This window comes from Hungatella hominis, assembly GCF_014288005.1.
GTDB classification, from domain to species: domain Bacteria; phylum Bacillota; class Clostridia; order Lachnospirales; family Lachnospiraceae; genus Hungatella; species Hungatella effluvii.
In genome coordinates this window covers 474,824-500,113 of the sequence record NZ_JACOPB010000001.1, presented here as the reverse complement: position 1 = coordinate 500,113, position 25,290 = coordinate 474,824, and the positions used below count along the sequence as shown (strand labels likewise).

General features: G+C 50.9%; 23 protein-coding genes. 3 read left to right on the top strand and 20 right to left on the bottom strand.

The window, feature by feature from the left end; translation table 11 throughout:
- Positions 1-6: 6 nt before the first annotated feature.
- The 4 genes from rsmH to lgt all read right to left on the bottom strand — a co-directional run bounded on the left by rsmH (position 7) and on the right by lgt (position 2,599).
- Positions 7-945 (bottom strand): 16S rRNA (cytosine(1402)-N(4))-methyltransferase RsmH, encoded by a 939-nt coding sequence (gene rsmH, locus H8S75_RS02325; RefSeq protein ID WP_187019025.1) that lies wholly within the window; start codon positions 943-945, stop codon positions 7-9.
- Positions 942-1,367: a division/cell wall cluster transcriptional repressor MraZ gene (gene mraZ, locus H8S75_RS02320; RefSeq protein ID WP_002603390.1), complete on the bottom strand. Its 426-nt coding sequence runs from the start codon at positions 1,365-1,367 to the stop codon at positions 942-944. The genes rsmH and mraZ overlap by 4 nt, the downstream gene beginning before the upstream one ends.
- Positions 1,368-1,566: 199 nt before the next feature.
- On the bottom strand, positions 1,567-1,719 hold the full coding sequence (locus tag H8S75_RS02315; RefSeq protein WP_187019023.1) for an aspartyl-phosphate phosphatase Spo0E family protein: 153 nt from the start codon (positions 1,717-1,719) through the stop codon (positions 1,567-1,569).
- Position 1,720: 1 nt separating this feature from the next.
- Positions 1,721-2,599, bottom strand: a complete 879-nt coding sequence (lgt, locus tag H8S75_RS02310) for a prolipoprotein diacylglyceryl transferase (protein WP_002603388.1) — start codon at positions 2,597-2,599, stop codon at positions 1,721-1,723.
- A 210-nt stretch (positions 2,600-2,809) separates the two neighbouring features.
- Between lgt and ychF the strand changes: the two genes are divergently transcribed.
- The 3 genes from ychF (at position 2,810) to H8S75_RS02295 (ending at position 5,746) form a co-directional block, all read left to right on the top strand.
- Complete coding sequence (ychF, locus tag H8S75_RS02305) at positions 2,810-3,907, top strand: redox-regulated ATPase YchF (RefSeq protein WP_002603387.1); 1,098 nt, start codon at positions 2,810-2,812, stop codon at positions 3,905-3,907.
- 279 nt (positions 3,908-4,186) lie between these two features.
- The gene (locus tag H8S75_RS02300) at positions 4,187-4,840 is read left to right on the top strand and encodes a CatB-related O-acetyltransferase (protein WP_187019021.1); all 654 of its coding nucleotides are present in this window, start codon (positions 4,187-4,189) and stop codon (positions 4,838-4,840) included.
- A gap of 66 nt (positions 4,841-4,906) precedes the next feature.
- The gene (locus tag H8S75_RS02295; protein WP_187019020.1) at positions 4,907-5,746 is read left to right on the top strand and encodes a nitroreductase family protein; all 840 of its coding nucleotides are present in this window, start codon (positions 4,907-4,909) and stop codon (positions 5,744-5,746) included.
- Positions 5,747-5,866: 120 nt separating this feature from the next.
- Here H8S75_RS02295 and H8S75_RS02290 read toward each other — a convergent pair whose 3' ends face one another.
- The 16 genes from H8S75_RS02290 to H8S75_RS02215 form a co-directional block, all read right to left on the bottom strand.
- Positions 5,867-7,354 carry a glutamate synthase subunit beta gene (locus H8S75_RS02290; protein WP_187019018.1) on the bottom strand — a complete coding sequence of 496 codons (1,488 nt, stop codon included), beginning with the start codon at positions 7,352-7,354 and terminating at the stop codon, positions 5,867-5,869.
- A gap of 18 nt (positions 7,355-7,372) precedes the next feature.
- Complete coding sequence (gltB, locus tag H8S75_RS02285) at positions 7,373-11,932, bottom strand: glutamate synthase large subunit (RefSeq protein WP_187019016.1); 4,560 nt, start codon at positions 11,930-11,932, stop codon at positions 7,373-7,375.
- A 446-nt stretch (positions 11,933-12,378) separates the two neighbouring features.
- Positions 12,379-12,786, bottom strand: a complete 408-nt coding sequence (locus H8S75_RS02280) for a P-loop NTPase family protein (RefSeq protein WP_243270151.1) — start codon at positions 12,784-12,786, stop codon at positions 12,379-12,381.
- Between the two features lie 195 nt (positions 12,787-12,981).
- Complete coding sequence (locus H8S75_RS02275; RefSeq protein WP_002603381.1) at positions 12,982-13,248, bottom strand: HPr family phosphocarrier protein; 267 nt, start codon at positions 13,246-13,248, stop codon at positions 12,982-12,984.
- 100 nt (positions 13,249-13,348) lie between these two features.
- Positions 13,349-13,972 carry an epoxyqueuosine reductase QueH gene (locus H8S75_RS02270; RefSeq protein ID WP_055656956.1) on the bottom strand — a complete coding sequence of 208 codons (624 nt, stop codon included), beginning with the start codon at positions 13,970-13,972 and terminating at the stop codon, positions 13,349-13,351.
- A 160-nt stretch (positions 13,973-14,132) separates the two neighbouring features.
- On the bottom strand, positions 14,133-15,278 hold the full coding sequence (rpoD, locus tag H8S75_RS02265) for an RNA polymerase sigma factor RpoD (RefSeq protein WP_002603379.1): 1,146 nt from the start codon (positions 15,276-15,278) through the stop codon (positions 14,133-14,135).
- A gap of 106 nt (positions 15,279-15,384) precedes the next feature.
- Positions 15,385-16,287, bottom strand: a complete 903-nt coding sequence (locus H8S75_RS02260) for a diacylglycerol/lipid kinase family protein (protein WP_110324376.1) — start codon at positions 16,285-16,287, stop codon at positions 15,385-15,387.
- A gap of 5 nt (positions 16,288-16,292) precedes the next feature.
- Entirely contained in the window at positions 16,293-17,390 is a 1,098-nt protein-coding gene (gene mutY / locus H8S75_RS02255) for an A/G-specific adenine glycosylase (RefSeq protein WP_187019015.1), read from the bottom strand.
- A gap of 2 nt (positions 17,391-17,392) precedes the next feature.
- Entirely contained in the window at positions 17,393-18,370 is a 978-nt protein-coding gene (locus tag H8S75_RS02250; RefSeq protein WP_187019012.1) for a biotin--[acetyl-CoA-carboxylase] ligase, read from the bottom strand.
- Positions 18,371-18,375: 5 nt separating this feature from the next.
- On the bottom strand, positions 18,376-18,684 hold the full coding sequence (locus H8S75_RS02245) for a DUF6637 family protein (RefSeq protein WP_002603375.1): 309 nt from the start codon (positions 18,682-18,684) through the stop codon (positions 18,376-18,378).
- Between the two features lie 3 nt (positions 18,685-18,687).
- On the bottom strand, positions 18,688-19,623 hold the full coding sequence (argF, locus tag H8S75_RS02240; RefSeq protein ID WP_187019011.1) for an ornithine carbamoyltransferase: 936 nt from the start codon (positions 19,621-19,623) through the stop codon (positions 18,688-18,690).
- A gap of 163 nt (positions 19,624-19,786) precedes the next feature.
- Positions 19,787-20,941, bottom strand: coding sequence for a patatin-like phospholipase family protein (locus tag H8S75_RS02235; protein ID WP_187019009.1), 1,155 nt, complete (start codon positions 20,939-20,941; stop codon positions 19,787-19,789).
- Positions 20,942-21,074: 133 nt separating this feature from the next.
- Complete coding sequence (locus H8S75_RS02230) at positions 21,075-22,013, bottom strand: SPFH domain-containing protein (protein ID WP_002603372.1); 939 nt, start codon at positions 22,011-22,013, stop codon at positions 21,075-21,077.
- 1 nt (position 22,014) lies between these two features.
- Complete coding sequence (locus tag H8S75_RS02225) at positions 22,015-22,455, bottom strand: NfeD family protein (protein WP_187019618.1); 441 nt, start codon at positions 22,453-22,455, stop codon at positions 22,015-22,017.
- A 142-nt stretch (positions 22,456-22,597) separates the two neighbouring features.
- On the bottom strand, positions 22,598-23,377 hold the full coding sequence (locus tag H8S75_RS02220; protein ID WP_187019007.1) for a TrmH family RNA methyltransferase: 780 nt from the start codon (positions 23,375-23,377) through the stop codon (positions 22,598-22,600).
- Positions 23,374-25,287, bottom strand: a complete 1,914-nt coding sequence (locus H8S75_RS02215; protein WP_187019006.1) for an NAD(+) synthase — start codon at positions 25,285-25,287, stop codon at positions 23,374-23,376. The genes H8S75_RS02220 and H8S75_RS02215 overlap by 4 nt, the downstream gene beginning before the upstream one ends.
- Between the last annotated feature and the right edge of the window lie 3 nt (positions 25,288-25,290).

The window sequence follows — 25,290 nt, the reverse complement described above, 5'->3', positions numbered from 1 at the left end:
CCCTTTTTAATTCCGCTCAAATACTCGAAGTTTCGAACTCTTCGATCTCTTGTTCCCGCAGGTCTCTTCTTCTGACGGTACAACCGGTTTTCTGGTGATTACCCGGCCTTTGCTGACTTTGCCGCAGACACAGACTGGAAAATCCGGCGGACACGTACAGGGATTCTCATTATTGCGGAAGCGAATCTTTACGATCCGGTCTTCCAGCGAATGAAAGGTGATAACAGCCAGCCTTCCACCCGGTTTCAATAAGTCGATCATCGTATCAATAGAATTATTTAAGACCTCCAGCTCCTGATTCAGTTCAATCCGAATTGCCTGGAATGTCTTCTTCGAAGGATGGCCGCCCACTGCGCGAACTTTCGCAGGAACCGCTTCCTTAATAATCTCTGTCAATTCTCCTGTTGTCTCAATCCGTTTTGTCTCTCTGGCCCTCACGATATGCTTTGCGATATTCTTTGCGAACTTGTCCTCTCCGTAATCACGGATAATTCTGTATAAATCAAACTCGCTGTACGTATTCACAATATCGGCGGCCGTCTGTGTGTTTCTCTGATCCATCCTCATATCCAGCGGAGCGTCGTCCTCCCGGTAGGTGAATCCCCGTTCCGGTGTGTCCAGCTGATAAGAGGATACTCCAAGGTCCAGATAAATGCCGTCTGCCTTTTCGATTCCTAAATCCTTTAGTACCGATTGTATCTCTTCGTAATTGCTTCTCACGATCGTAACTCTGTCTTCATAGTCACGAAGCCGTTCCGATGCCGCCGCGATGGCGTCTGCATCCTGGTCAATTCCGATTAATCTTCCGTATTCCCCGAGGCGTCTGCATACTTCCAAAGCATGTCCGCCGCCCCCAAGCGTTCCATCCACATAAATTCCATCTGGTTTTACATTCAGGCTGTCAATGGTTTCGTAAAGCAGCACTGACTTGTGTTCAAACATCATATTCCAAGTCCTTCCATATTCTCAGCGATTTCTTCCATATCATCGTATGTATTGGCTGCTGTCCACGCATCCTTGCTCCAGATTTCAATGCGGCTTCCTACACCCACAAGCACTGCATCTTTTTCGATGCCTGCGAATTCACGGAGCACAGCCGGAAGAAGAATTCTTCCCTGTTTGTCCACTTCACAGGAAGATGCACCTGCCAGAAAGAATCTGTTAAACTTTCTGGCGTTTGTGTTGGTCAGCGGCAGGCTTTTCAATTTTTCTTCGAGGGCTTTCCATTCTTCGTTATCATACACAAATAAACAGCCATCCAAGCCCTTCGTCACGACGAACTCTTCACCAAGCTGTTCTCTGAACTTCGATGGGACGATCAAACGCCCTTTTGCATCGACTGTATGATTGTATTCGCCCATGAACATACTAATCACCTGCTTGTACGTCAGAGAGAGAGTTTACACCACTCTTCCTCCATTCTCTACCACTTTGTACCACTTTCCACCACTTGTAGATTAATTTTAGTACATTTGTAAGGAAATAGCAAGGATATTTTCTAAAAAAGAATAAAAAAATAAGGCGGCAACGAATGGTTTCGTTACCGCCTCTAAATATGCCGTGTCTCTAATACCCGGCTACTATATATTGTTCTATCAGTTGATCCAGCTCTACACTTCTCTTATAAACAGTGCTGCTGTCCTGCTCGGTGTCTATACTTCTGTTTAATTTATCTCTTGCCTCTTCAATCTTACAGATCAACTCTTCTTTTGAAATCATATCAGTCTTCTCCTTTGCTCTTTAATCGTATCTGTCTGTGTTTCCAGATGAGCACCAGAGCTGATATCACTACTAATACCAATGACAATGCCTGAGATACTGCAATTCCTGTGTTAAAGAATATAAGCTGGTCCGTCCTGAGCCCTTCGATCCAGACTCTCCCCAGACCATATCCCAGCAGGTAAATAAGAAGCATTTCCCCATTAAACTTCTTACGTTTGCGATACCATAGCATGAATACTAACACGCCTAAATTCCAGACTGATTCATAGAGGAAGGTCGGATGCACCTGTATATACTCGACACCGTCCTTCACAATCAGGTGGTTTAATAGGTCCTGAGATATCATGCTCTCGTTGACCAGCGCTCTTCTGATTCTCATGGCAAAAAGGCTGTCCGTGTATCCGCCAAACGCCTCACAGTTAAAGAAGTTTCCCCATCTTCCTATAATCTGTCCGGTTATCAGTCCAAGGCAGCCGCTGTCAGCCATTGAAAAGAAAGAAAGCTTTTTCTTCCTTGTATAAACAGTCAGCGTTATGACCGCGGCAATCACGCCGCCGTATATGGCCAGTCCGCCTGCCCTTAAGTTTAAAATTGAAATCAGGTTGTCCCTGTAATTCTCCCAGTCAAAAATGACATAATAGATACGAGCTCCTATAATAGAAAAGATAATTCCATACAGAGCAAAATCCAGATAAATATCCGGGTCCTGTCCCCTCCTTTTCGCGTCGCTCGTCGCAACCCAGAGACCAGCCAGTATTCCAATTCCTATGATAATCCCGTAAAACGCTATGCGGAATCCAAATATCGAGATACTGTTCTGCAAATGGTCAATCGTAATACCCAAATGCACAAAACTAATATCTGCCGTATTTGCCATTGTTTTCTCCTTTCATGTTTTCTTTATTTTACCCCGTGATATGCCAAAAATCAAACATATTCGCCCGACATATTCGACCATAATTCGACAAAAACTGGCGTGAGTTCAGTTTGACTCTTTTATTTTTATGGATAATATGCTATTCTATATTAGTTGCAGGAAAAAATCAACCTTAAAAATGTTTAATAAAATAGAGGAAGGTAATGAATTATGAAATTAGGTATTGTCGGACTGCCGAATGTGGGTAAAAGCACATTATTCAACTCTCTTACAAAGGCCGGCGCAGAATCGGCCAACTATCCGTTCTGTACGATTGATCCAAACGTAGGCGTGGTTCCCGTGCCGGATGTACGTCTCGGAAAGCTGGCTGCGCTCTATGACTCAGCAAAGATCACGCCCGCAGTCATCGAATTCGTGGACATCGCAGGGCTCGTGAAAGGCGCTTCCAAGGGTGAAGGCCTTGGTAACCAGTTCCTTTCCAACATCAGAGAAGTGGACGCCATCGTTCACGTTGTCCGCTGCTTCGAGGACGGCAATGTCATCCATGTGGATGGCAGCGTGAATCCTTTAAGAGATATTGAAACCATCGATTTAGAGCTTATCTTCTCCGATTTAGAGATTCTGGAGAGACGAATCTCCAAGACGGCAAAGAGTGCCTTTAACGACAAATCTCTCGCAAAAGAGCTGGAGATCTTAAAGGCAGTGAAGGCTCACTTAGAGGATGGCAAGCTGGCCCGCAGCATGGAGTTTGAAGATGACGATGCTCAGGAATTCGTTTCCTCCTTAAATCTTCTCACCTACAAGCCGGTTATCTTCGCCGCCAACGTAAGCGAAGACGACCTGGCCGACGACGGCGCCTCCAATGAATATGTAAAAGAAGTCCGCAGCTTCGCCGCAGAAAACGGCAGCGAAGTCTTCGTCATCTGTGCCCAGATCGAGCAGGAGATCGCCGAACTGGAGGAAGACGAGCGCAAGATGTTCTTAGAGGACTTAGGCCTCACAGAGTCCGGTCTCGAAAAACTGATCGCCGCCAGTTACCACCTCCTGGGCCTCATCAGCTATTTAACAGCAGGCCCCACAGAGACGAGAGCCTGGACCATTAAAGTAGGAACCAAGGCGCCTCAGGCTGCCGGCAAGATCCACTCCGACTTCGAGCGCGGCTTCATCAAGGCCGAGGTTGTAAACTACCAGGATCTTCTCGACTGCGGCACCTATACGGCCGCCAAAGAAAAAGGCCTTGTCAGAATGGAAGGAAAAGAATACGTCGTAAAAGACGGGGACGTTGTCCTATTCCGTTTCAACGTATAAGCTCCACTCGTTTCATACCACAGACCGCGGTTCCCGGCATAAAGGCCGGAAAATAATAGCGGGAAATCTTTAGAAAAATAAAGATTTCCCGCTATTATTTTCCCCCAACATGGATTTGACAGTTCCCCCCTCATCGCTTAAAATAAAGGAAAGCATTGCCTGACACCAGAGCAGGCTCTAAAAGAAAAGGAGGCTGTCCACACAGATGAAACGATGCATTGCAGCGGCCGGAATAGCAGAGGGACACCAAAACGCCAGATCCATAAAGGAGGAATCACAATGTCTATTCCGGCACAAACCATATATCCAAGAACAGGAGACCGGCAGACCGTTTATTTAAACGCGGTCATCAAAGATCCCAATATTTCCGTCGGTGCCTATACGATGTACAACGATTTCGTAAACGATCCGGTCGATTTCGAAAAGAACAACGTACTCTACCACTACCCGATCAACAGAGACCGCCTGGTCATCGGAAGCTTCTGTTCCATTGCCTGTGGAGCCAGATTTATATTTACAAGTGCAAATCACACGATGACGTCCCTGTCCACGTATCCGTTCCCCTTATTCTTTGAAGAATGGGGCACTCCCCTCTCGGAAGTCACAGAATCATGGGACAACAAGGGCGATATCATCATTGGAAATGATGTCTGGATCGGTTACGAGGCTGTCATTATGTCCGGCGTCAAAATCGGCGACGGAGCAATCATCGGAGCGAGAGCTGTCGTAACCAAAGACGTGGAACCCTATACCATCGCAGGCGGGATCCCGGCAAAGCCAATCAGGAAGCGTTACAGCCAGGACATCATCACCCAGCTGGAGGCTGTCCGCTGGTGGGATTTACCTCACGACCAGCTTAAGCAGATCATCCCGGCTATCCGCGGCGGCAGTCCTGAAGCCCTGCTCCGCGCCTGCCATGCCCTGAACCAATAAAATAACCATTTCACCTATCCGGTTTTTGCCAGGCAAAAGCCGGATACTTTTAATAAGGAGAACATTATGCAAACCTTCCATGCAGAAATCCTCAAAAACACCGCCGGCAGACTCACTTATCTGCCCCTGCCGTTCTCTGCCAGAGAGATTTTCCAGCAGCCCAAAGGCACCATTTACGTCCAGGGAACCATAAACGGAATCCCTTACCGGAGCAGGCTCCTCTCCCGCGGCAGCGGCTGTTACATTATGCTTATCGACAAAGCTCTGCAAAAATCCCTCGGTTTTTGCGGCCTTCCCCTGCCCGTCTCTGTCACAATGTCCCTCGACGCCCCGGACCAGCCATCAGGCAGCCCGGCCGCTCCCAGCCCTTCCCTTTCCTCATGCGCCATGGACACCATCACCGCAGTTAAAACCCGTACAAGCGTACGCCATTACACGGATGCTCCCATAACCCCTGATGCTCTAAACACACTCCTGTACGCCGGAATGTGCGCGCCCAGTGCAAAAAACAAAAGGCCCTGGCACTTCCTTCTCCTGGAAGACCGGAACCTCCTCGCCGAACTCTCCGACGCCAATCCACACGCCCGTATGCTGGCCGGAGCCGCCTGTGGAATCGTCGTCTGCGGCGACCATAATATAGAAGGAACTAACGATTTCCTCTGCGAAGCCTGTGCCGCCGCCACCCAGAACATTCTTCTCTGCGCCCACAGCCTGGCCCTTGGCGCAGTCTGGTGCGGAGTTCTCCCCCACTCCCCATGGCAAAAGCTGCTGACACAGGCCCTAAACCTCCCACCCAAGGTATCCCCCATCACCGTCATAGCCCTTGGTCACCCTGCGCCCTCAACCACCTCACCCGAAAAAGCCGCCCCCTGGGATCCCGCCAAACTCCACCGCGCCACCTGGTAATCCCACCTTCCCCCACCGCCCCTATTTCGGTACTCTCTCCCTCCAGGCCACCAGTACACAGCCGCCGCCCCGCCGGGAAGCTGTGGGTGGGAAGGGGAAGGTGGCGTACCCCCTCGCCATTTACTCCAGCAGCGTATACCCCATCAAGCTCTCATCAACCTCCTTCGCCGCTTCTCTCCCTTCCCGGATGGCCCAGACCACCAGCGACTGGCCTCTCCGCATATCTCCCGCGGTAAACACGTGCCGGGCGTTCGTCTTATACTTTCCGGCCTCAGTCTCCACATTGGTCCTTGCGTTCAGCTTCACGCCGAAGGCATCCGCCACATAGCTCTGACTCCCTAAAAATCCGGCGGCAATCAGTACCAGATCGGCAGCTACCTCCTTCTCGCTTCCGGCTACCGGTTCCATTATGATCCGGCCCGACTTTTCATCCCTTTTCGGCTCCAGTGACAGGAGCACGGCTTTCGCCACTCTGCCATTCTTATCCTTAACAAACTCCTTCACTGTCGCCTGGTACATTCTCGGATCGGTGCCAAACACGGCGATGGCCTCCTCCTGGCCGTAATCCGTCTTCGCAACACGGGGCCATTCCGGCCAGCTGTTGTCGGGCGTCCTCTTTTCCGGAAGCTTCGGCATCATTTCCAGCTGAAGAACCGATGCGCAGCCATGGCGGATGGCGGTTCCCACACAGTCATTTCCCGTATCGCCGCCTCCGATGACAAGCACGTGCTTTCCTTTGGCCGACAGGTACGACTGATCCTTTAAGTTGGAATTCAGCAGGCTCTTCGTGGTGGATTTAAGGAAATCCACTGCAAAATAAATTCCCTCCGAATCTCTTCCCGGCACTTTAATGTCGCGGGGATTGGACGCGCCGCAGGCCAGTATCACGCGGTCAAAATCCTTTAAGATATCCTTTGCCTTGTGGTTCCTCCCCACATCGGCTCCCGTGACAAAAGAGATTCCTTCCTCTTTCATCACATCCACCTTGCGGTCGATCACCCATTTTTCCAGCTTCATATTGGGGATACCGTACATCAGCAGGCCCCCGACGCGGTCTTCCCGCTCGAATACCGTTACGCTGTGGCCCCGCTTATTTAACTGGTCCGCGGCCGCTAAACCGGCCGGGCCGGAGCCGATGACTGCCACCCGTTTCCCGGTTCTGATCTTCGGCGGGTTAGGGCCGGCAATCCCCGTTTCATACGCCCGCCGTATTATGGCTCCCTCATTTTCCTTGATAGCGACCGGAGTTCCGTTGAATCCGCAGGTACAGGCCGCCTCACATGGCGCGGGGCATACCCGGGAGGTGAACTCCGGAAAACTGTTGGTCTTTTTTAAGCGGTTATAGGCCTGATCCCATGTTCCCGTATAGACCAGATCGTTCCACTCCGGAATCAGATTGTTTAAGGGGCAGCCAGAAACCATTCCCCCCATCATCATTCCCGACTGGCAGAACGGCACGCCGCAGTCCATACAGCGGGCCCCCTGGCATTTCTGTTCCTTTTCCGAGAGCGGAAAGTGGAATTCGTCATAATGCTTAATCCGGCTCTTGGGATCTGCCGCCCTTCCTGTCTCTCTGTCATATTCTAAAAATCCTGTTGGCTTTCCCATGCTTTTCCTCCTTTCGGCTCACTTCTTCGTATTCGCATAAAATGCTTCAATCTGTGCCTGTTCGCTGCTTAAGCCTTTCTCCTCCATCTGGACAATGGTATTCATCATACGGCGGTAATCGTGAGGCATGATCTTCTTGAATTTCGGCAGATACTCACCAAAGTTGTCGAGAATCTCTTTTCCTCTTTCCGAATTGGTGTAAGCCACATGTTCCTTTATCATTTCCTTCAGCTCCAGAACATCGTATTTATTCGTCACTTCCTCAAAAGAAACCATTTCTTTATTCAGTCTCTTATACAAATCCCGTTTCTCATCCAGAACATAGGCGATTCCGCCGCTCATGCCCGCCGCAAAATTCTTTCCAGTCGGTCCCAGCAGGACGACACGGCCTCCGGTCATATACTCGCATCCGTGGTCTCCCACGCCTTCCACCACTGCGGTAGCGCCGGAATTTCTCACACAGAACCGTTCACCGGCCACGCCGCAGATAAACGCCTTCCCACCGGTCGCCCCATAAAGGGCCACATTGCCGATAATGATGTTTTCTTCGGCTTTAAAGGTCACGCCCTTCGGCGGATAGACCACCAGCTTTCCTCCGGACAAGCCCTTGCCGAAGTAATCGTTGCTGTCTCCAACCAGCTCCAGCGTAAGCCCTTTCGGGATAAATGCGCCAAAGCTCTGGCCGCCGCTTCCCGTACAGTTTACGGTATACGTATCCTCCGGAAGTCCCTCCGGGTACAGCCTGGTGATCTCGGATCCGAATATGGTTCCCAGCGCACGGTCCGTGTTGGAAACATCGATCTGAATGCTCTTTTTCTGCCCATTCACCAGTGCCGGTTTCAATTTCTTCAGCAGGATCTTTTCATCGATGGTCTTTCCCAGTTCGAAGTCGTAGACCGATTTGTGGTTATAGCCGGCCAGCTTTTTATCGGTATATGGATTGCCAAGAATGGCCGAGAGATCCACCTTATCCGCCCTTTTCGAAGAAATATGCTCCTTCTTTTTCAGCAGATCGGTACGTCCCACCAGTTCATCCACCGTGCGGACTCCAAGCTTCGCCATATACTCCCGCAGCTCCTGCGCAATGAAATACATGAAATTGACCACGTATTCCGGTTTCCCCTTAAAACGCTTCCGAAGCTCCGGATTCTGCGTCGCAATCCCCACCGGGCACGTATCCAGATTGCAGACCCGCATCATCACGCATCCCATGGTTACAAGGGGAGCCGTCGCAAATCCGAACTCCTCCGCCCCCAGCATACAGGCAATCGCCACATCACGGCCTGTCATCAGCTTGCCGTCAGTCTCCAGGATCACCTTGTCGCGGAGGCCGTTCATAATCAGGGTCTGGTGTGCTTCCGCCACTCCCAGCTCCCATGGAAGCCCTGCATTGTAAATGGAATTTCTCGGCGCCGCCCCCGTTCCGCCGTCAAAGGAGGAGATCAGGATCACCTGTGCTCCCGCCTTGGCGACGCCTGCCGCGACGGTGCCGACTCCAGCCTCAGATACCAGCTTCACCGAGATTCTGGCCTCCGTGTTGGAATTTTTCAAGTCGTAGATCAGCTGCGCCAGGTCCTCAATGGAGTAGATATCGTGGTGAGGCGGCGGTGATATAAGGCCAACACCCGTTGTGGAATGCCGAGTCTTTGCCACCCACGGATATACCTTGCCTCCGGGAAGCTGGCCGCCCTCTCCGGGCTTCGCTCCCTGGGCCATCTTGATCTGTATCTCTTTGGCGCTCACCAGATAGCGCGAGGTAACGCCGAACCGCCCGGAGGCCACCTGCTTGATTGCGGAGCACCGGTTCACCCCGTCGGCTCCGGGAGTCAGACGCTCCAGACTCTCTCCGCCCTCACCGCTGTTGGATTTGCCGTGGATCCGGTTCATGGCGACAGCCAGCGTCTCATGAGCTTCCCCGGAGATGGAGCCGTAGGACATGGCCCCGGTCTTAAACCGTTTCACAATAGATTCCACGCTTTCCACCTCGTCGATGGAAACCGCTTTCTGCTTCGTATAATCGAAGTCAATCAAGCTCCTTAAATTCACCATCTGGCCTTCTTCATTCAGCGCATGTGTATACTGTTTAAACGTCTCATAGCTTCCCGTTCTGGCCGCCTCCTGGAGCAGGTGGATGGTCAGCGGATTATAGAGATGTTCTTCCTGTCCAGCCCTGGCCTTGTGGCTTCCGACGCTCTCCAGAGTTAAATCCACATCGAGACCGAGGGGATCGAAGGCCATGGAGTGAAGCGTATCCACATCATTTGCGATATCGTCCAGCGTAATGCCTCCGATCCGGCTCACCGTATCGGTAAAATACTTTTCCACCACGCTCTTTGAAATGCCGATGGCCTCGAAGATCTGTGCTCCCTGGTACGACTGGATCGTGGAAATGCCCATCTTGGAGGCAATCTTAACGATTCCATGGAGCACCGCGCTGTTATAGTCTTCCACCGCTGCGTAATAGTCCTTATAAAGCATCCCGCTTTCGATCAGCGCCCGAATGGATTCCTGCGCCAGATATGGATTGACCGCGCAGGCTCCATATCCCAGCAGCGCAGCGAAATGGTGTACCTCTCTGGGTTCTCCGCTCTCCAGGATCAGAGCCACTGAGGTGCGCTTCTTCGTCTTCACCAGATGCTGCTGCAGGGCGGATACCGCCAGAAGCGAAGGAATCGGCACATGGTTCTCGTCGATGTCACGGTCGGAAAGGATGATGATATTCGCCCCGTCCCGGTGCGCCCGGTCCACCTCCAGAAACAGCCTGTCGATTGCCTTTTCCAGAGAAGTATTCTTATAATATGTGATCGGAATGACCTCCACCTGGAACCCGGGCCTCTTCATGTATTTGATCTTCATCAAGTCCGTACACGTTAAAATCGGATTGTTGACCTTTAAAATCTTGCAGTTCTCCGCTGTTTCCTCCAGAATATTTCCCTCTTCACCGACATACACGGCAGTGGAAGTCACAATCTCCTCTCTAATGGCGTCGATCGGCGGGTTTGTCACCTGTGCAAACATCTGCTTAAAGTAATTAAACAATGGCTGATGCTTTCTGCTTAAGACCGCCAGCGGACTGTCGGCTCCCATAGCGGATACCGCCTCAGCCCCGTTTAAGGCCATGGGAAGAATCATCGTCTTGTATTCCTCGTAGGTGTAGCCGTAGGCTTTCTGGAGTCTGGAACGCTGCTCTGCGCTCATGTCCGCGACTCCCTTGTTGGGAATCGGTAAATCTTTCAGCTCGATTAAGTTGGAATCCAGCCACTCGCCGTAGGGCTGTCTCGACGCATACATTTCCTTTAGCTCGCTGTCTGACACAAGGCAGCCCTTTACCGTGTCGATCAGGAGCATTTTCCCGGGACGGAGGCGGTCCTTTCTCACCACGTGATCCTGCTCTGTGTCGATGGCTCCCACCTCGGAAGCAAGGATCATCTGATCGTCATCCGTGATGTAGTATCTGGAAGGCCGCAGCCCATTTCTGTCTAAAACCGCGCCGACGAGATCACCGTCGGAAAATACGATGGAGGCCGGACCGTCCCACGGTTCCATCATAGTCGCGTAGTAGCTGTAAAAATCCTTGATCTCCTGAGGCATGGATTTATCATGGGCCCATGGAGCCGGGATCGTCACCATGACGGCCAGAGGGAGTTCCATACCGCTCATCACCATAAATTCCAGGGCATTGTCCAGCATGGCCGAATCGGAGCCTTCCTGATTGATGATCGGGAGCACCTTGTGCATATCGTACTTAAAATACTTCGATTCCATGGTTTCTTCCCGTGCCATCATCTTATCCACATTACCGCGGATGGTGTTGATCTCTCCGTTGTGGACGATGAGACGGTTGGGATGCGCCCTCATCCAGCTTGGATTCGTGTTGGTGCTGAACCGGGAGTGTACCACGGCGATGGCCGACTCGTAGTCCTTATCCTGTAAGTCAGGGAAAAATCTGCGCAGCTCCTTCACCAGGAACATTCCCTTGTATACAATCGTACGGCTGCTCAGCGATACCACGTATGTATTGTCGTTGCTCTGCTCAAATACGCGGCGTGACACGTAAAGCTTCCGGTCAAAATCCAGTCCCTTTTCCGTGTCGGCCGGCTTCTTCACAAAGCCCTGGGCGATACAGGGCATACAGTCCACCGCCCTCTCGCCGATCAGCTCCGGGTGCGTCTCCACATCTCTCCAGCCTAAAAATTCCAGGCCCTCCTTCTTTACGATGATTTCAAACATCTTCTTTGCCTGGTTTCTGGCAAGCTCATCCTGGGGAAAGAAGAACATGCCGACTCCATATTCTCTCTCGCCTCCAATCTCGATACCGAGAGATTTTGTCACCTTCTTAAAGAATTTATGTGATATCTGGAGCATGATGCCGACTCCGTCGCCCGTCTTTCCCTCCGCGTCCTTACCGGCGCGGTGCTCCAGATTCTCGACGATATGAAGGGCCTGCTCCACCGTCTTATGGCTCTTTACGCCTTTCATGTTGGCAACTGCTCCGATTCCGCAGTTGTCATGCTCAAACCTGGAATCATATAATTCCGGCGTTTTTCCTGGTGTGGGGGATTTTGAATTTTTAACCATAATTTCATTCCTTTCTGGCTGTACTCTTTTATCAGGGGTGCAAAGCGACAGCAGGTTTTTCGTCGAAGCACAGAGCAGCGGAAGCGGTAAAAGACCAGGACTCCTTCCTTTTCCTATAAAATAAAAAAACACAGACCCGCGGCTTTCTATGCTCGTCGTCGGGCCTGTGTTCCATATTTTACGATACTGTTTTATTACCATGGCATCTCCGGCTTCTGCCAGCCTCTGCCTGTGCTTCAACTTTTTTTAGATAATACTACATCTGTTTCCATTTGTAAACCCCTTTTTTCACAGCAGTTGTCAGTTTATTTGACAATTTATGTGTATGAGCCTTTTATTTTTCTAATTTTTGTTCTTAATCTTGTATTCACCTAACAATTCAGCGGTATTTTTGCATAAAAATGATCTTCATCCAGTATTTCTCAATTTTCTGAAATTACGTCGCCTCAAGCCAGCGTCACATCGCGATAAATCCGCTCGATCGTTTCCTCCATGCTCATTTCCGCCGTCAATGCGTTTTCAGAAATATTTTTCAGGTAATCTTTCTCTCTCCACCAGTCACGCATGTCGCTTTCCCCAAATTCTTCCCTGTTACTCTTCGTCTGATGGCGTAACAGAGTAACCTCAAAAGGCAGGTCATAGTAGTAGGCAAAAACCGCGTCTCCAAACAGCGTCTTTGCAGAATCGAACAACGGCTCATACCGCTGGGAATTTAAGATTCCCTCCAGAATCGTCATCTCACAGTGGTCCCGGCCATATGCCAGGAGCTCCTGCATAAGCGGCAAAGCCAGCGTATTCTTTTCGCCCTTTACATGAAGAATTTCCCGGCGGACCATATCCTGGGAAATAAGCATGCTGTGATCTCCAAATCTGCGCTACAGCGCTCTGGCCACAGTCGTTTTTCCGCTTCCCGAATTGCCTCTGATTATGATTAATTTTGCCATGTATCTTCCCCTATCCCTCGTCAGAACTATAACATAAATTGGCGGAAAAGAATCGCTTCCTTTCCGCCAGTTTCTGCATATCATTCACTTATCGAAACTTGTCCATTACATCTCGCCGAGTCCGCTTTCGATCGCCTCGCTCATGCTCTTCATAGCCTCTTCTTCATCTTCACCGTCACAGATTAAGTTGATCTCTGTACCGCACTTGATGCCTGCTGCCATAACATTTAATACGCTCTTTGCAACAATTCTCTTCTCACCGCACTCGATGATGATGTCGCATTTAAACTTCATGGCTGTCTGGGAAAGAACTCCCGCTGGTCTTAAATGAAGTCCGGATGGGTTTACAACAGTAAGTGTTTTTGTTAACATAATATTTTCTCCTTTATCCTCTAATCTATATACTCCTTATCGTTAATTTTATTACAATTCCCATTGGGTGTCAAGTTGTTTCAGTCCACGTTTGCCATCTTTACTGAGCCTGGCCTGCCTCCTTAGAATAGACGCATCCGCAGTAATCCTGCCGGTATAGACCGTACTCCTCCGACAGCTGCACAGACCGCTTATAGCCGTCTTTTTTCTTAAAATCGGATGGAAGATACGCCACGCGGTACTCCTTCGCCAGCTTCTCTCCGATCTCATTCAGTTTCTCTGCATTTTTTAAGGGGCTGATGGTAAGCGTCGTCGTGAAATAATCATAACGGCCGGCAGATGCGACCTTGGCGGCTTCCCGGAGCCGTAAATCGAAACATTTAAAGCAGCGTTCTCCGCCCTCGGGAACCTTCTCGAGTCCTTTGGCAATGCGGAAGAATTCGTCCGGTTCGTAGGGGCCGGTACGAAAGAGCACGGGATGCGCAAGCTTCATCTCAGAGATCAGCTTCTCCTGTTCCTTCACCCGCTTCATATACTCCTGTAGCGGATAGATATTCGGGTTATAATAGTACAGCGTAATCTCAAAGTATTTTGATAAGTATTCCAGAACGTAGCTGCTGCAGGGAGCACAGCAGCTGTGAAGCAGCAGTCTCGGCACCTTCCCCTGTTTCTCAAAGTCTTCCAGTATGGTGTCCAGCTCTTTCTGATAATTTCTGTGGTTCATCCTTTTATTCTCCTTCTCTGATTCACAGGCAAAGACCGATGCTCCGCTGAAGCGGAACCCGCCGCCGTCTAAAATCTCCGTATGTATTGCCGTCCTGCATCTACATTTGCAAAGCACAAAAAGGCGTGAGCACTCTCATGCCACGCCTCCTTTCTGCTTCTTACAAGAAGTCTCTGATTCGTTTGCTCCGCACCGGGTTTCTGAGCTTTCTGAGTGCTTTCGCCTCGATCTGCCGTATGCGTTCACGTGTTACATTAAATTCTTTGCCCACTTCTTCCAGTGTGCGCGGATGTCCATCCTCAAGGCCGAAGCGCAGTACAATAACCTGACGCTCCCTCTCCTTTAAATCACCGAGCAATGCGTCGATATGCTCACGGAGCATTACGGACTCCACGTTTCCTTCCGGAGTCACCACATTGTTGTCGGCGACAAAATCGCCTAAGTTAGAGTCATCCTCTTCACCGATCGGGGTCTCCAAAGAAGCTGGTTCCCTGGCAATCTGCATGATCTCCATTACCTTGTCCTCAGACATGTCGAGCGCGTCTGCGAGCTCAGTGACGGAGGGCTCATAGCCCAGTTCCAGCGTCAGCTTTCTCTGCATTTTTGACATTTTATTGATGGTTTCGACCATATGCACCGGAACACGGATTGTCCTTGCCTGATCGGCAAGCGCCCTTGTTACGGACTGGCGAATCCACCACGTAGCATATGTACTTAACTTATAACCTTTTGTATAATCGAACTTCTCAACGCCCTTAATAAGACCTAAATTCCCTTCCTGAACAAGGTCTAAAAAGCTCATACCGCGGCCGGTATACCGTTTTGCGATGCTGACAACCAGTCTTAAATTCGCTTCAATCAAGCGCTCCTTCGCATCTTCATCGCCATCGGCTTTTCTCTTTGCAAGACGCAGTTCCTCGTCCGCGCTTAAAAGCGGAACGGTACCGATCTCTTTTAAATACATGCGGACAGGATCCTCTGTACCTATTCCCTCCAGCAAGTCAATGGCATCGAGGTCGATATCCTCCTCGTCCGCCCCTTTAATAAAGCTGTCATCCAGATCATCGTCGAGCAGCAGAGCATCATCTGACAGGAGCACATCATCAGCCAGTATCGAGTCGTCAATTACCGGGATCACGTCAACGCCGCGATTCTCCAGGTACGAATAGATCTGATCCATCTGCTCCGGGGTCAGTGATTCCCCCATAAAGAAGTTGTTAATCTCCGTTACGTCCAAAGCATTATGCTTTGATTTTCCCAGTTCCACGAGCTTCCCCAGCTTCTCTAAAAAATTATCTTTTTCCACTTAATAACGTCCTTTCGCTAAGAAGTATACATAAAAGTCCACACAACTTTTCATTATATACTACCGGATTACATATTTCAACATTTTTCTGCGCTAAATTGCAGATTTATTGTTTTTTGGAAGGATTTCTCATAATCCGGATCTGTTTTTGCAGATTTATGATCTGAGTCTCCATGCGTGTACCTCCGAATTCCCCATCCAGAACCCAGTCCACCGGTTCTTCCGGAATCACCGTGAGTGCCTTCGTTCTGAACTTATGAACGTACTCGTTAGGCTCTTCCTTCAAGAACATATAGTTGACAATGTTGCTTAGATCCAGAGGTGTTCTCGGCGTCCTGATTAAGAGCACCTCGAATTCTCCGTCATTTAAAGCCACATTCTGCGTGACCAGGCCCTTGAAGCCTCCCACGCTGATGGTATTCGTCACCATTCCAAAGATAAATTCCCCTTCCAGCGTAATCTCCTCGCTCTCCACACGCAGGCGGTAGGACTTGATGGAAGTCAGGCTCTTTACACTCTCCAGCATATAAGCCTGATGGCCCAGCATATTCTTCTTATCCTGGGGCGTTAAGTAGGACACTTCCGTAAATGCACCAAAGGCCGCGATATAAACGAAATTCCTGTCCCCGCAGAAGCTTCCGATATCGACAGGATACGCTTCCCCCTCCACCGCCAAATGCGCCGCGGCAATCATGTTCTTCGGGATTTTTAAGCTGGAGGCAAAATCGTTGGTGGAACCGGCGGGAATATATCCAAGATCCGGAATCCGGTCCAGCAGCATCATACCGCTTATGGTCTCGTTCAAGGTCCCGTCGCCGCCGCTGCAGACGATTAAGTCAGCGTCATTGCCTCTTGCCGCGGCAACCTCCATGGCATCCTTAGGCCGCTGGGTCACATGAACAGAAACTTCATACCCGGCTTTTGTGAAGATATCCAGAATATCCATCAACCGGTTTCTTATCTGAGCCTTCCCGGAACGTGGATTAAAGATAAACAGCATTTTTCTCATTATTCTCACCTTATCATCATAGTATACGCCTTAAATGCACTTGGCAGTGAATATGTCTCCCTGATCTCTTCCGGCGTCACCCAGAGGTAGTCTCCGGCCGGTTTTTCCTGCAGTTCCACGGCAAATCCCCTCATACGCCACTCCACATGGCTGAAGATATGCTTCGCCTCCGGAAGCCGGCGGACCGCTGCCAGCGGGACACGGTACATCTGCGCAAGTGTCTCATCTTCCAGCCATCCTTCCACGCCCGGAAGCTCATAGAGGGAGGCCAGAAGGCCGCTGCTATCCCGTTTGCGGATCGCCGTGCGCCCCTCCCACTCCAGAATAAGGATGGTCTTCTCCTCGATCTTTCTGGACTTTTTCGGTGTTTTTACAGGAATCTCCTTTGTGAGACCGTCACGCCTCGCCACGCACACAGAGGCCATGGGACATTCTCCGCAAAGCGGCTCCCCGTTGGGAACACAGACGATGGCCCCAATCTCAATGAGCGCCTGATTATAGCTTCCGGCCCCCTCCTTGGGCATGACGCCGAGAAGCAGCTCCTCCATCTGTTTTTTGACCGACTGCTTCAAAATGTCTTCCCTGCTCCCCGTCACACGGGATATCACCCGTAAAACGTTGCCATCCACGGCGGGAACGGGAATTCCATAAGCAATGGAGGCGATAGCACCTGCCGTATAGGATCCAATCCCCGGAAGTGTCTTAAGATCTTCCCAGGAAGCCGGAATAACTCCTCCGTACTGCTCCATAACGACACCCGCCGCTTTTTTTAAATTTCTGGCCCGGTTGTAATAGCCGAGCCCTTCCCACAGCTTAAAGAGCCTGTCCTCTGGCACTGCCGCCAGCGCCGCCGTATCGGGAAGCGCCGCCATAAACCGCTCAAAATACGGCTTCACAGCCTCTACTCTCGTCTGCTGCAGCATAATCTCAGAAATCCATACGCGGTATGGCTCAGGATTTTCCCGCCACGGAAGAACTCTCGCATGGTTCTTGTACCAGGAAAGCAGCGGCTTCTCCATGGCCTTCAACCGCTCTTCCTTCGAAAACTCGTCCTTCTTCGGCTCCAGCGTCTGCAGTTGATCGTAAAAAGAATAATTATTCATACTTATACATATCCATAAATTCCCCGGACAGATACCTCTCCGGAGACCACACGGACCACCTTTCCATCGGCCTTCTCAACGATCAGCTCGCCTTTCTCATCAATGCCCAACGCTTTGCCCGTATAGGCGCCCGCGGGATCCAGGACCTTCACTTCCCTGCCGAGATTTGCCATATGTTCATTATATACATCCATGAGGCCGGCTAAACTGCCGCATGACTTAAACTTTTCATAGTATCCCTCGTATGCCTTCATCACAGCGGCAATCAGCCTGCTGCGCCGCACTGGGCCTCCGGTCATGATACTTAAGGAGGTGGCTGACTCCCCCACTTCCTCCGGGAACTCGGTCATATTGGCATTGATGCCGATTCCGGTGACCACGTAGTGGATTCCTTCCAGCTCGGCGCTCATCTCTGTCAAAATACCGCAGAGCTTCTTTCCTTCCGCCACGATATCATTGGGCCATTTGATGACCGTTTCAAGCCCAGTCGTCTCCTTAATGCCGTCATAGACTGCGAGAGCCGCCACCAGCGTCAGCATGGAGGCAGATGACGGAAGGATGTCCGGCCTTAAGATCAGGCTCATGAAAATGCCCGTCCCGGAAGGAGATACCCACATCCGGCCCCGCCGGCCCCGCCCTGCGTTCTGAAAGTCCGTGACCACCAGGGTCCCGTCCGGAGCGCCTTCCTCCGCCAGCTTTCTGGCGCGAATATTGGTGGAATCAGTCTCCTCATAGTATACGATCTTCTTGATAAAACCGCCTTCCATGCTGCTCATAAGCTCGGCTTCCGTGATCACATCATCGCTGCTTAAGAGACGGTACCCCTTATTGCGTACCGCCTCGATCTGAAATCCTTCTTCCTTCAGCTGGCCGATGGCCTTCCACACGGCCGTCCGTGACACGCCGAACCGGTCGCACAGCTCCTGTCCGGATACGAATCCGGCCTCTTCTTTTATAGCTTTCAAAATCTCTGTCTTCACCGCTCTCACCCCCACCAGATGCTGACCGCACTGATGACAGCGAGGGCAAGCAGCACAATTCCAAACAGGAGAACCAGAATCCCCGAGGCCTTTTTCTTCTTTTCGCGGCCGCTCATACGGATCTTAAAGACCGCATTCATGATATTGAGCGATGCCGCCAGGAGGAAAATGACCGGAAACAGCAGCATATGGTCCTCCGGGTTCAAAAATGAGATGACCGCCAGCGCGACGATCAGGATTCCTATGATAATATGGGCCGCATCCAGCATCATGGACAAGTTTCTCGGGTTTCTGCTTCGTTCCTGTATATACATGTTCTATTCTCCTAACGTCGCCACCATCACAGCCTTGATGGTGTGCATTCTGTTCTCTGCTTCGTCAAAGACCACGGAGGCCTCTGATTCAAACACATCTTCCGTCACCTCGTTGCCCTTTACGGCCGGAAGACAGTGCATGAAGATGGTAGTATCCTTTTCCGTCTTCTCCATCAGCGCAGCATTCACCTGGTAAGGCTTTAGAAGCGCCACACGCTCGGCCGCCTTATCCTCCTCGCCCATGGAACACCATACGTCGGTATAGATCGTATCCGCGCCCTTTACGTCCTCCACGTTCTCGGTCAGAGTGACGGTGCTTCCGCTTTCCTTCGCATAGCCCTGACACAGCGTGACCAGCTCGTCCTTCGGCCATAAACACTTCGGAGCCAGAATCGTGAAGTTGACGCCCATCTTGCTCATACCGATCATCAGACTGTTGGCCATATTATTGCGTCCATCGCCTGCATAGACAAAGCTCAGCCCTTTTAAGTAACCAAAATGTTCCTTCATGGTAAGTAAGTCCGCCAGAATCTGGGTCGGGTGGTAATCGTCCGTCAGACCGTTCCACACCGGCACACCGGCGTATTTTGCCAGATCTTCCACTGTTTTATGTTTAAATCCACGGAATTCGATTCCATCAAAGATTCTGCCCAGCACGCGGGCCGTGTCCTCGACACTCTCCTTGTGTCCCAGCTGAATGTCATCCTTGCCTAAATATTCGGGATGAGCCCCTTCATCCACCGCGGCCACGACGAAAGAACACCTGGTACGCGTGGATGGTTTTTCAAATATAAGGGCGATATTCTTCCCTTTCAGAGAACTTCCGGTCTCGCCTTTTTTCTTCTTAGCCTTTAAATCCGCGGCAAGATCCAGCAGATATCCGATTTCCTCCGGTGTATAGTCCTTTAATGTAATAAAACTTCTACCTTTTAAATTCATAATGCTTCCTCCACTTCTCTTTTTGTATTTTTATACGCTATTATAGTATATTATGCATAAACATGCAATCTTTTTTTCTGTCATTCCAGAATAAACTTGTAATTTTATAAGTTTATCCTGCAGCCATTCGACATTTGGCGCGCCTTTTCTTCCTATTACATTACTATAATGGAATCCGGCTGTCAAGAGAGTGCAGCTTCATCATTATTTTTCCGATCAGGCGGTCCACCGTATAAATCTGAAAACGGTTGATCTTCAGCCGCTTTGCCAAATCCTCCAGAATCGCGATATATAAATCCCTGTAGTTCCAGTCGTCTTTCAGTTTAAACTCCACAGCCATCCTTGGAAACAGGGTCTCCGTAAACCTCCGGTAACCATTCAGGCTCTCCCGTGTCTCCTGATCCAGATCTTCTTCGACATAAATCTTTAAAAGTTCCAGTTCCGACATCATCTTATCAAAGTAGTACGGCTCGGAACCTGGTGCATCAATATAATATATACGCCCGGCAAGTCCATATAAGAACCTTTTCGCGTCATAATACCCCAAAGTCATGTTTTTTCTGCTCTGTTTCTTGTCGAATTCCAGAATTCCGCCCAAATCCTGGCGGGGAGCGATGTGATACACGTTGGCTCCATCCGGAATCTTTGTCACCTTTTCGCTGTCAAAGCCCCAGCCGTAGATACGGATCACAATGATATCCTCGTAGCCCTTATCCAGCAGAACGCCCAGGGGAACGTTGTTGAAGCCGCCGCCGTCCCGGTACCGCTTACCGCCCAGCTTTTCGTTCTTAAACGCCAGAAAATAGGCGCTGGCCAGCAGCATATCCTTCACCGATCCCTCTTCACCGCTCTTGACATCCACTGCCAGCTCCTTGTGCTCCGACACGGAATACGTCACGGCGAAGAGTTCCCGATCCGACTCCCTGATGCGTGATTCATCTCCCACCACCTCGGCAATCAGATTCTTTAAGGGCGTCACATCGAAGCCGCCATCCTTGATGAACTGGAACCCGCTGTTTAGAATCTCCTGCATGTTAAGCGCCTTGAAATCCTTCTTTTTCAGGGCCTTTATGGTCTCGTCACTGACATCCATCACCCGGGAATATTCGATGTTCTTCCAGATATCTTCCGCTTTCTCCAAATCGTCCATGCAGATCAGCGCACCGTTCAGTGAACCGACCGAGGCTCCTGCGATGCCCTTAATTCGGACGCCCGCCTCCCGAAGCGCCTTCCACGCCCCAATCTGGTAGGCTCCCTTGGCGCCCCCGCCCTCTAAAACGATACCGTATTCCTTTGTCAAATCCAGTTTGAGTACCATACACGCCTCCTGCCTGCAATCGCCAGATCAAATGCCGCGCCGGAGCGCGGCTGCTTCACTTATTTGAATGAGAAAAACGCAGCACGAGAGCTTATGCCCCCTGCTGCGAATTCTCTAATTACCTTTCACATTCCTATTTAGGATCCTTTGGGATCTCAGTGATGGAGGATACAAGACCCGCCAGTCCCTGAATCTCGGATGGAATAATAATCTTTGTTGCTTTGCCGTCGGCTACTGCCTTAAGAGCCTCTAAGCTCTTGATCGTCAGAACCGCCTGATCGGCTCCCGCTTCCCTGATCATGCGGATACCGTCTGCATTCGCCTGCTGAACCTTTAAGATAGCCTCAGCCTGGCCTTCTGCCTCGCGGATTCTCTTTTCCTTCTCAGCCTCTGCATGAAGGATCGCCGCCTGCTTCTCAGCCTCCGCATCGAGAATCGCGGATTCCTTCTTACCTTCTGCAACCAGAATGGTGGATTTCTTCTCACCTTCCGCACGAAGGATGGACTCACGGCGCTCACGCTCTGCCTTCATCTGCTTCTCCATGGCATCCTGAATCGCTGCCGGAGGCATAATATTCTTAAGCTCTACACGGTTGACCTTGATGCCCCATGGGTCGGTGGCAATGTCGAGGGATTCTCTCATCTTCGCGTTGATCGTCTCTCTGGAGGTCAGTGTCTGGTCGAGTTCCAGATCACCGATGATGTTACGGAGAGTGGTTGCCGTTAAATTCTCGATCGCCATCAGCGGATTCTCAACCCCGTATGCATAAAGCTTCGGGTCTGTAATCTGGAAGAAGACAACCGTATCGATTCTCATGGTAACGTTATCCTTTGTGATAACCGGCTGCGGCGGGAAATCCGCCACCTGCTCTTTTAAGTTCACGCGTTTGGCCACGCGGTCGAGAATCGGCATCTTGATATGAACACCGACTGACCAGGTTCCCAGATAGGCTCCCAGACGTTCTACAACCAGCGCCTGCGCCTGCGGTACAATCTTAATACATGATGCCAGTATTGCCAGAATGATTATTAATACTATAATGACTGCAAAAAAACCTATTGCTCCATTCATACTACGCTTCCTCCTGAGTCTCGTTTACAATTAGTTTTACGCCTCTGATGTCTTTTACTTCCACGAGTGTGCCGGCCGGATAAATCTTTCCGTCGTCCTCGGCTCTCGCCGTCCATTCCTGTCCGTTCAATACCGCCGCACCGGTTCCTTCGGTGTTATTCACCTCGGTGGTAACCTTCGCGTGCTTACCAATCAGACTTTCCGAGTTGGTTTTCACGGTGTTATGATTCACGTACTTCAAGGCAAACGGCCTCGTAAAGAACAACAGTATAAATGATACGATTACAAATGCAGCAAGCTGAACCTGTACGCTGACACCCAAAAGTGCCAGTACAAATGCAACGAGTGCGCCCCCTGCGAACCAAATGGTCGTCAGAGCCATGGTTGCGGCTTCAATCCCAAGTAATACTACAAAGGCTATGAGCCAGTAGATAGCTGCCATCTTATCAATCCCCTTCCTGAGCCAGTAATAGGCAAAGCTGCCAGGCATATCTTTCATTTGCACTAATCATACTATATTTTCAGACATTTCTCAACATTTACCGTCTAAAAATGCCTTACAATTTTCTGACGGGCCGCATTTTCTAATTTCTTCGCTGCCTTGCCGCCTCAAACATGAGCACGGAGGCCGCTACTGCCGCGTTTAGGGATTCCACTTTTCCCATCATGGGAATCTTAACATACGTGTCTGCCATAGCCGCTGTCTCGTCGCTTAAACCGCCCGCTTCATTGCCAATTAAAAACCCTGTATCAACAGTATAATCTTCTTTCTCATAATTATTCCTGCCTGATAAATGGGCCGCGTAAAGGCGGACACCGCGTTTTTTTATTTTGGCCAGCGTCTCCGGTAAACCGGCGGTATAGACAAAGGGCACACGGCACACGGACCCCATGGTGGAACGGATCACTTTGGGATTATAGATGTCGGCTGTGGTGTCGTTCATGACCACTCCGGTAATGCCCGCTCCCTCTCCAGCGCGCAGGATGGTCCCTAAATTCCCCGGATCCTGAATGGTGTCGAGAATCATGAGGAGCGCCGGACCCGGCCGGTCTAAAATATCATCAATCGTGTATGCATACTGTTTTACCAGGGCCAGGACACCCTGAGGCGTGGCCGTATCAGACATGGTCTTAAACACATCGTCCGCCACCTCCTCATAATTCATAGAACCAATCACCTTCCGGCCTTCTGGATTCTTTAAGAAGCTTTCCGACACGAACAGGTTTTCGATCCGATCCCTGGGAATCTCTTTGAACATACGGAGGCCTTCCGCCACAAACAGTCTGGACTCTTTCCTCGCCTTCGCCTTCTTCGTCAGATTCATGACCTGTTTTACTTTTCCGTTGGCGCTGCTGGTAATCATGACAGTCCCTCCAGTTCTTCCAGCCACAGTCGGCTGCTGGCATCGCTGGGCATACGTAAGTCTCCCCGCGGCGAAACCGCGACGGAGCCCACCTTCGGGCCATCCGGCAGGCAGGAACGTTTAAACTGCTGGCTGAAGAATCTCCGGTAAAATACTTTCAGCCACTTTAAGATCGTTTCGCCGCCATACTCTCCGCCAAAGGCCGCCTTCGCCAGACGGTACACCTTGGCCGGACGGTAACCGTACCGCAGAATCTGATACAGGAAGAAATCGTGAAGCTCATAGGGTCCCACCAGATCTTCCGTCTTCTGGGCGATCTCGCCCTCCCTCGGCGGCAGAAGCTCCGGGCTAACCGGTGTATCCAGCACGTCTAAAAGGACCGTTTTTAATTCTTCTTCCCCACACGTATCGGCATAATAGCGCACCAGATGGCGCACCAGCGTCTTCGGAACCGACGCGTTGACCCCGTACATGGACATGTGGTCGCCGTTGTAGGTGGCCCATCCGAGCGCCAGCTCCGACATATCGCCGGTGCCGACCACCATGCCGTTTAACCGGTTCGCCAGATCCATGAGAATCTGGGTCCGCTCCCGGGCCTGAGCATTTTCATAGGTTACATTATGGTTGTCGATGTCATGACCGATGTCACGAAAATGAATTGTAACCGCTTCCTTTATGTCGATCTCAGTCAGCTCGGCTCCCAGCTTCTTCGTCATCAGGCAGGCGTTCTGATACGTTCTGTCTGTGGTTCCGAAGCACGGCATGGTCACGGCATGAATCTGATTTCTCGGAATCTTCAGCATGTCAAAGGCGTGCACCGTCACCAGCAGAGCCAGCGTGGAATCGAGGCCGCCGGAAATGCCGAGAACCGCATGGCTGCATCCGGTATGGGAGAGGCGCTTCTTTAAGCCCATGGCCTGAATGGACAAAATCTCCTCGCAGCGTCTGTTTCTCTGCCCTTCATCCGTCGGAACAAACGGCATCGGATCGATGGGGCGTTCCAGGTCATACTCCTCTTCCGTTATATGAAATCCAACGGTAAAATATGCGCTGTCGTCGCGAACCGGATACGTGGAAAGGCGTCTTCTCTCATTGTTCAGACGTTCCAGATCCAGATCCGCAAAAATCGTATCGTTTGCAAACCGTTTCGACTCCGCCAGGCATGTTCCGTTTTCAGTAATTAAATTCTGTCCTCCGAACACCAGGTCCTGGGTGGACTCGCCGTCTCCCGCATTGGCATAGACATAGCCGCAGACGAGGCTGGCGGAATGGCCGGTGATCAGGCTTCTGCGGTAGATATCCTTTCCTGTGGTCTCGTCGCTGGCTGAACAGTTGACGATCACGGTCGCTCCGGCCGCCGTATGGCGAATCGAAGGCGGACACGGAACCCAGGCGTCCTCGCAGATTTCCGCGGCTACGATCAATCCCGGCATCTCCTCACAGGCAAACAGTATATTCGTCCCCATGGGGAAACGCTGTCCCTCCCAGCTTACCATCACCGGAATCTCATTGCCCGGCTCGAAATAACGGCGCTCGTAGAATTCTGCATAATTAGGAAGATTCGTCTTCGGCACCACGCCCAGGATTCTGCCGTTCTGAACCGCCACGGCTGCATTATAGAGCTTCCCGCCCCTCTCCCACGGCATTCCGATAAACGCCAGTAAGTCGGAGCCTTCCGTCTCCTTTAAAATCTCTCTCAGCTCTCTTCTCGCTCCGGACAGCAACGCGTCCTGGCCGAATAAATCCCCGCATGTATATGCGGTAAGCGACAGCTCCGGAAATACCATGAGCTTCGCCCTTCTCTCTATCCCCGCCCTGATAAGAGCGCAGATTTCTGTCCTGTTAAACTGAGGATCAGCCACTTTTACATCCGGAGTCGCAGCTGCCACCCGGATAAATCCGTGTTTCATATC

Bases quoted from the DNA above. Each gene is read 5' to 3' on its own strand.
- gltB (WP_187019016.1), bottom strand. From the start codon at position 11,932: ATGGTTAAAAATTCAAAATCCCCCACACCAGGAAAAACGCCGGAATTA.
- H8S75_RS02275 (WP_002603381.1), bottom strand. From the start codon at position 13,248: ATGTTAACAAAAACACTTACTGTTGTAAACCCATCCGGACTTCATTTA.
- rsmH (WP_187019025.1), bottom strand. From the start codon at position 945: ATGATGTTTGAACACAAGTCAGTGCTGCTTTACGAAACCATTGACAGC.
- argF (WP_187019011.1), bottom strand. From the start codon at position 19,623: ATGAATTTAAAAGGTAGAAGTTTTATTACATTAAAGGACTATACACCG.
- H8S75_RS02235 (WP_187019009.1), bottom strand. From the start codon at position 20,941: ATGGTACTCAAACTGGATTTGACAAAGGAATACGGTATCGTTTTAGAG.
- H8S75_RS02290 (WP_187019018.1), bottom strand. From the start codon at position 7,354: ATGGGAAAGCCAACAGGATTTTTAGAATATGACAGAGAGACAGGAAGG.
- H8S75_RS02315 (WP_187019023.1), bottom strand. From the start codon at position 1,719: ATGATTTCAAAAGAAGAGTTGATCTGTAAGATTGAAGAGGCAAGAGAT.
- H8S75_RS02245 (WP_002603375.1), bottom strand. From the start codon at position 18,684: ATGTATATACAGGAACGAAGCAGAAACCCGAGAAACTTGTCCATGATG.
- H8S75_RS02300 (WP_187019021.1), top strand. From the start codon at position 4,187: ATGTCTATTCCGGCACAAACCATATATCCAAGAACAGGAGACCGGCAG.
- mraZ (WP_002603390.1), bottom strand. From the start codon at position 1,367: ATGTTCATGGGCGAATACAATCATACAGTCGATGCAAAAGGGCGTTTG.
- H8S75_RS02225 (WP_187019618.1), bottom strand. From the start codon at position 22,455: ATGGCAGCTATCTACTGGCTCATAGCCTTTGTAGTATTACTTGGGATT.
- H8S75_RS02280 (WP_243270151.1), bottom strand. From the start codon at position 12,786: ATGCTTATTTCCCAGGATATGGTCCGCCGGGAAATTCTTCATGTAAAG.
- lgt (WP_002603388.1), bottom strand. From the start codon at position 2,599: ATGGCAAATACGGCAGATATTAGTTTTGTGCATTTGGGTATTACGATT.
- H8S75_RS02215 (WP_187019006.1), bottom strand. From the start codon at position 25,287: ATGAAACACGGATTTATCCGGGTGGCAGCTGCGACTCCGGATGTAAAA.
- H8S75_RS02230 (WP_002603372.1), bottom strand. From the start codon at position 22,013: ATGAATGGAGCAATAGGTTTTTTTGCAGTCATTATAGTATTAATAATC.
- H8S75_RS02220 (WP_187019007.1), bottom strand. From the start codon at position 23,377: ATGATTACCAGCAGCGCCAACGGAAAAGTAAAACAGGTCATGAATCTG.
- H8S75_RS02260 (WP_110324376.1), bottom strand. From the start codon at position 16,287: ATGAGAAAAATGCTGTTTATCTTTAATCCACGTTCCGGGAAGGCTCAG.
- mutY (WP_187019015.1), bottom strand. From the start codon at position 17,390: ATGAATAATTATTCTTTTTACGATCAACTGCAGACGCTGGAGCCGAAG.
- H8S75_RS02270 (WP_055656956.1), bottom strand. From the start codon at position 13,972: ATGAACCACAGAAATTATCAGAAAGAGCTGGACACCATACTGGAAGAC.
- ychF (WP_002603387.1), top strand. From the start codon at position 2,810: ATGAAATTAGGTATTGTCGGACTGCCGAATGTGGGTAAAAGCACATTA.
- H8S75_RS02295 (WP_187019020.1), top strand. From the start codon at position 4,907: ATGCAAACCTTCCATGCAGAAATCCTCAAAAACACCGCCGGCAGACTC.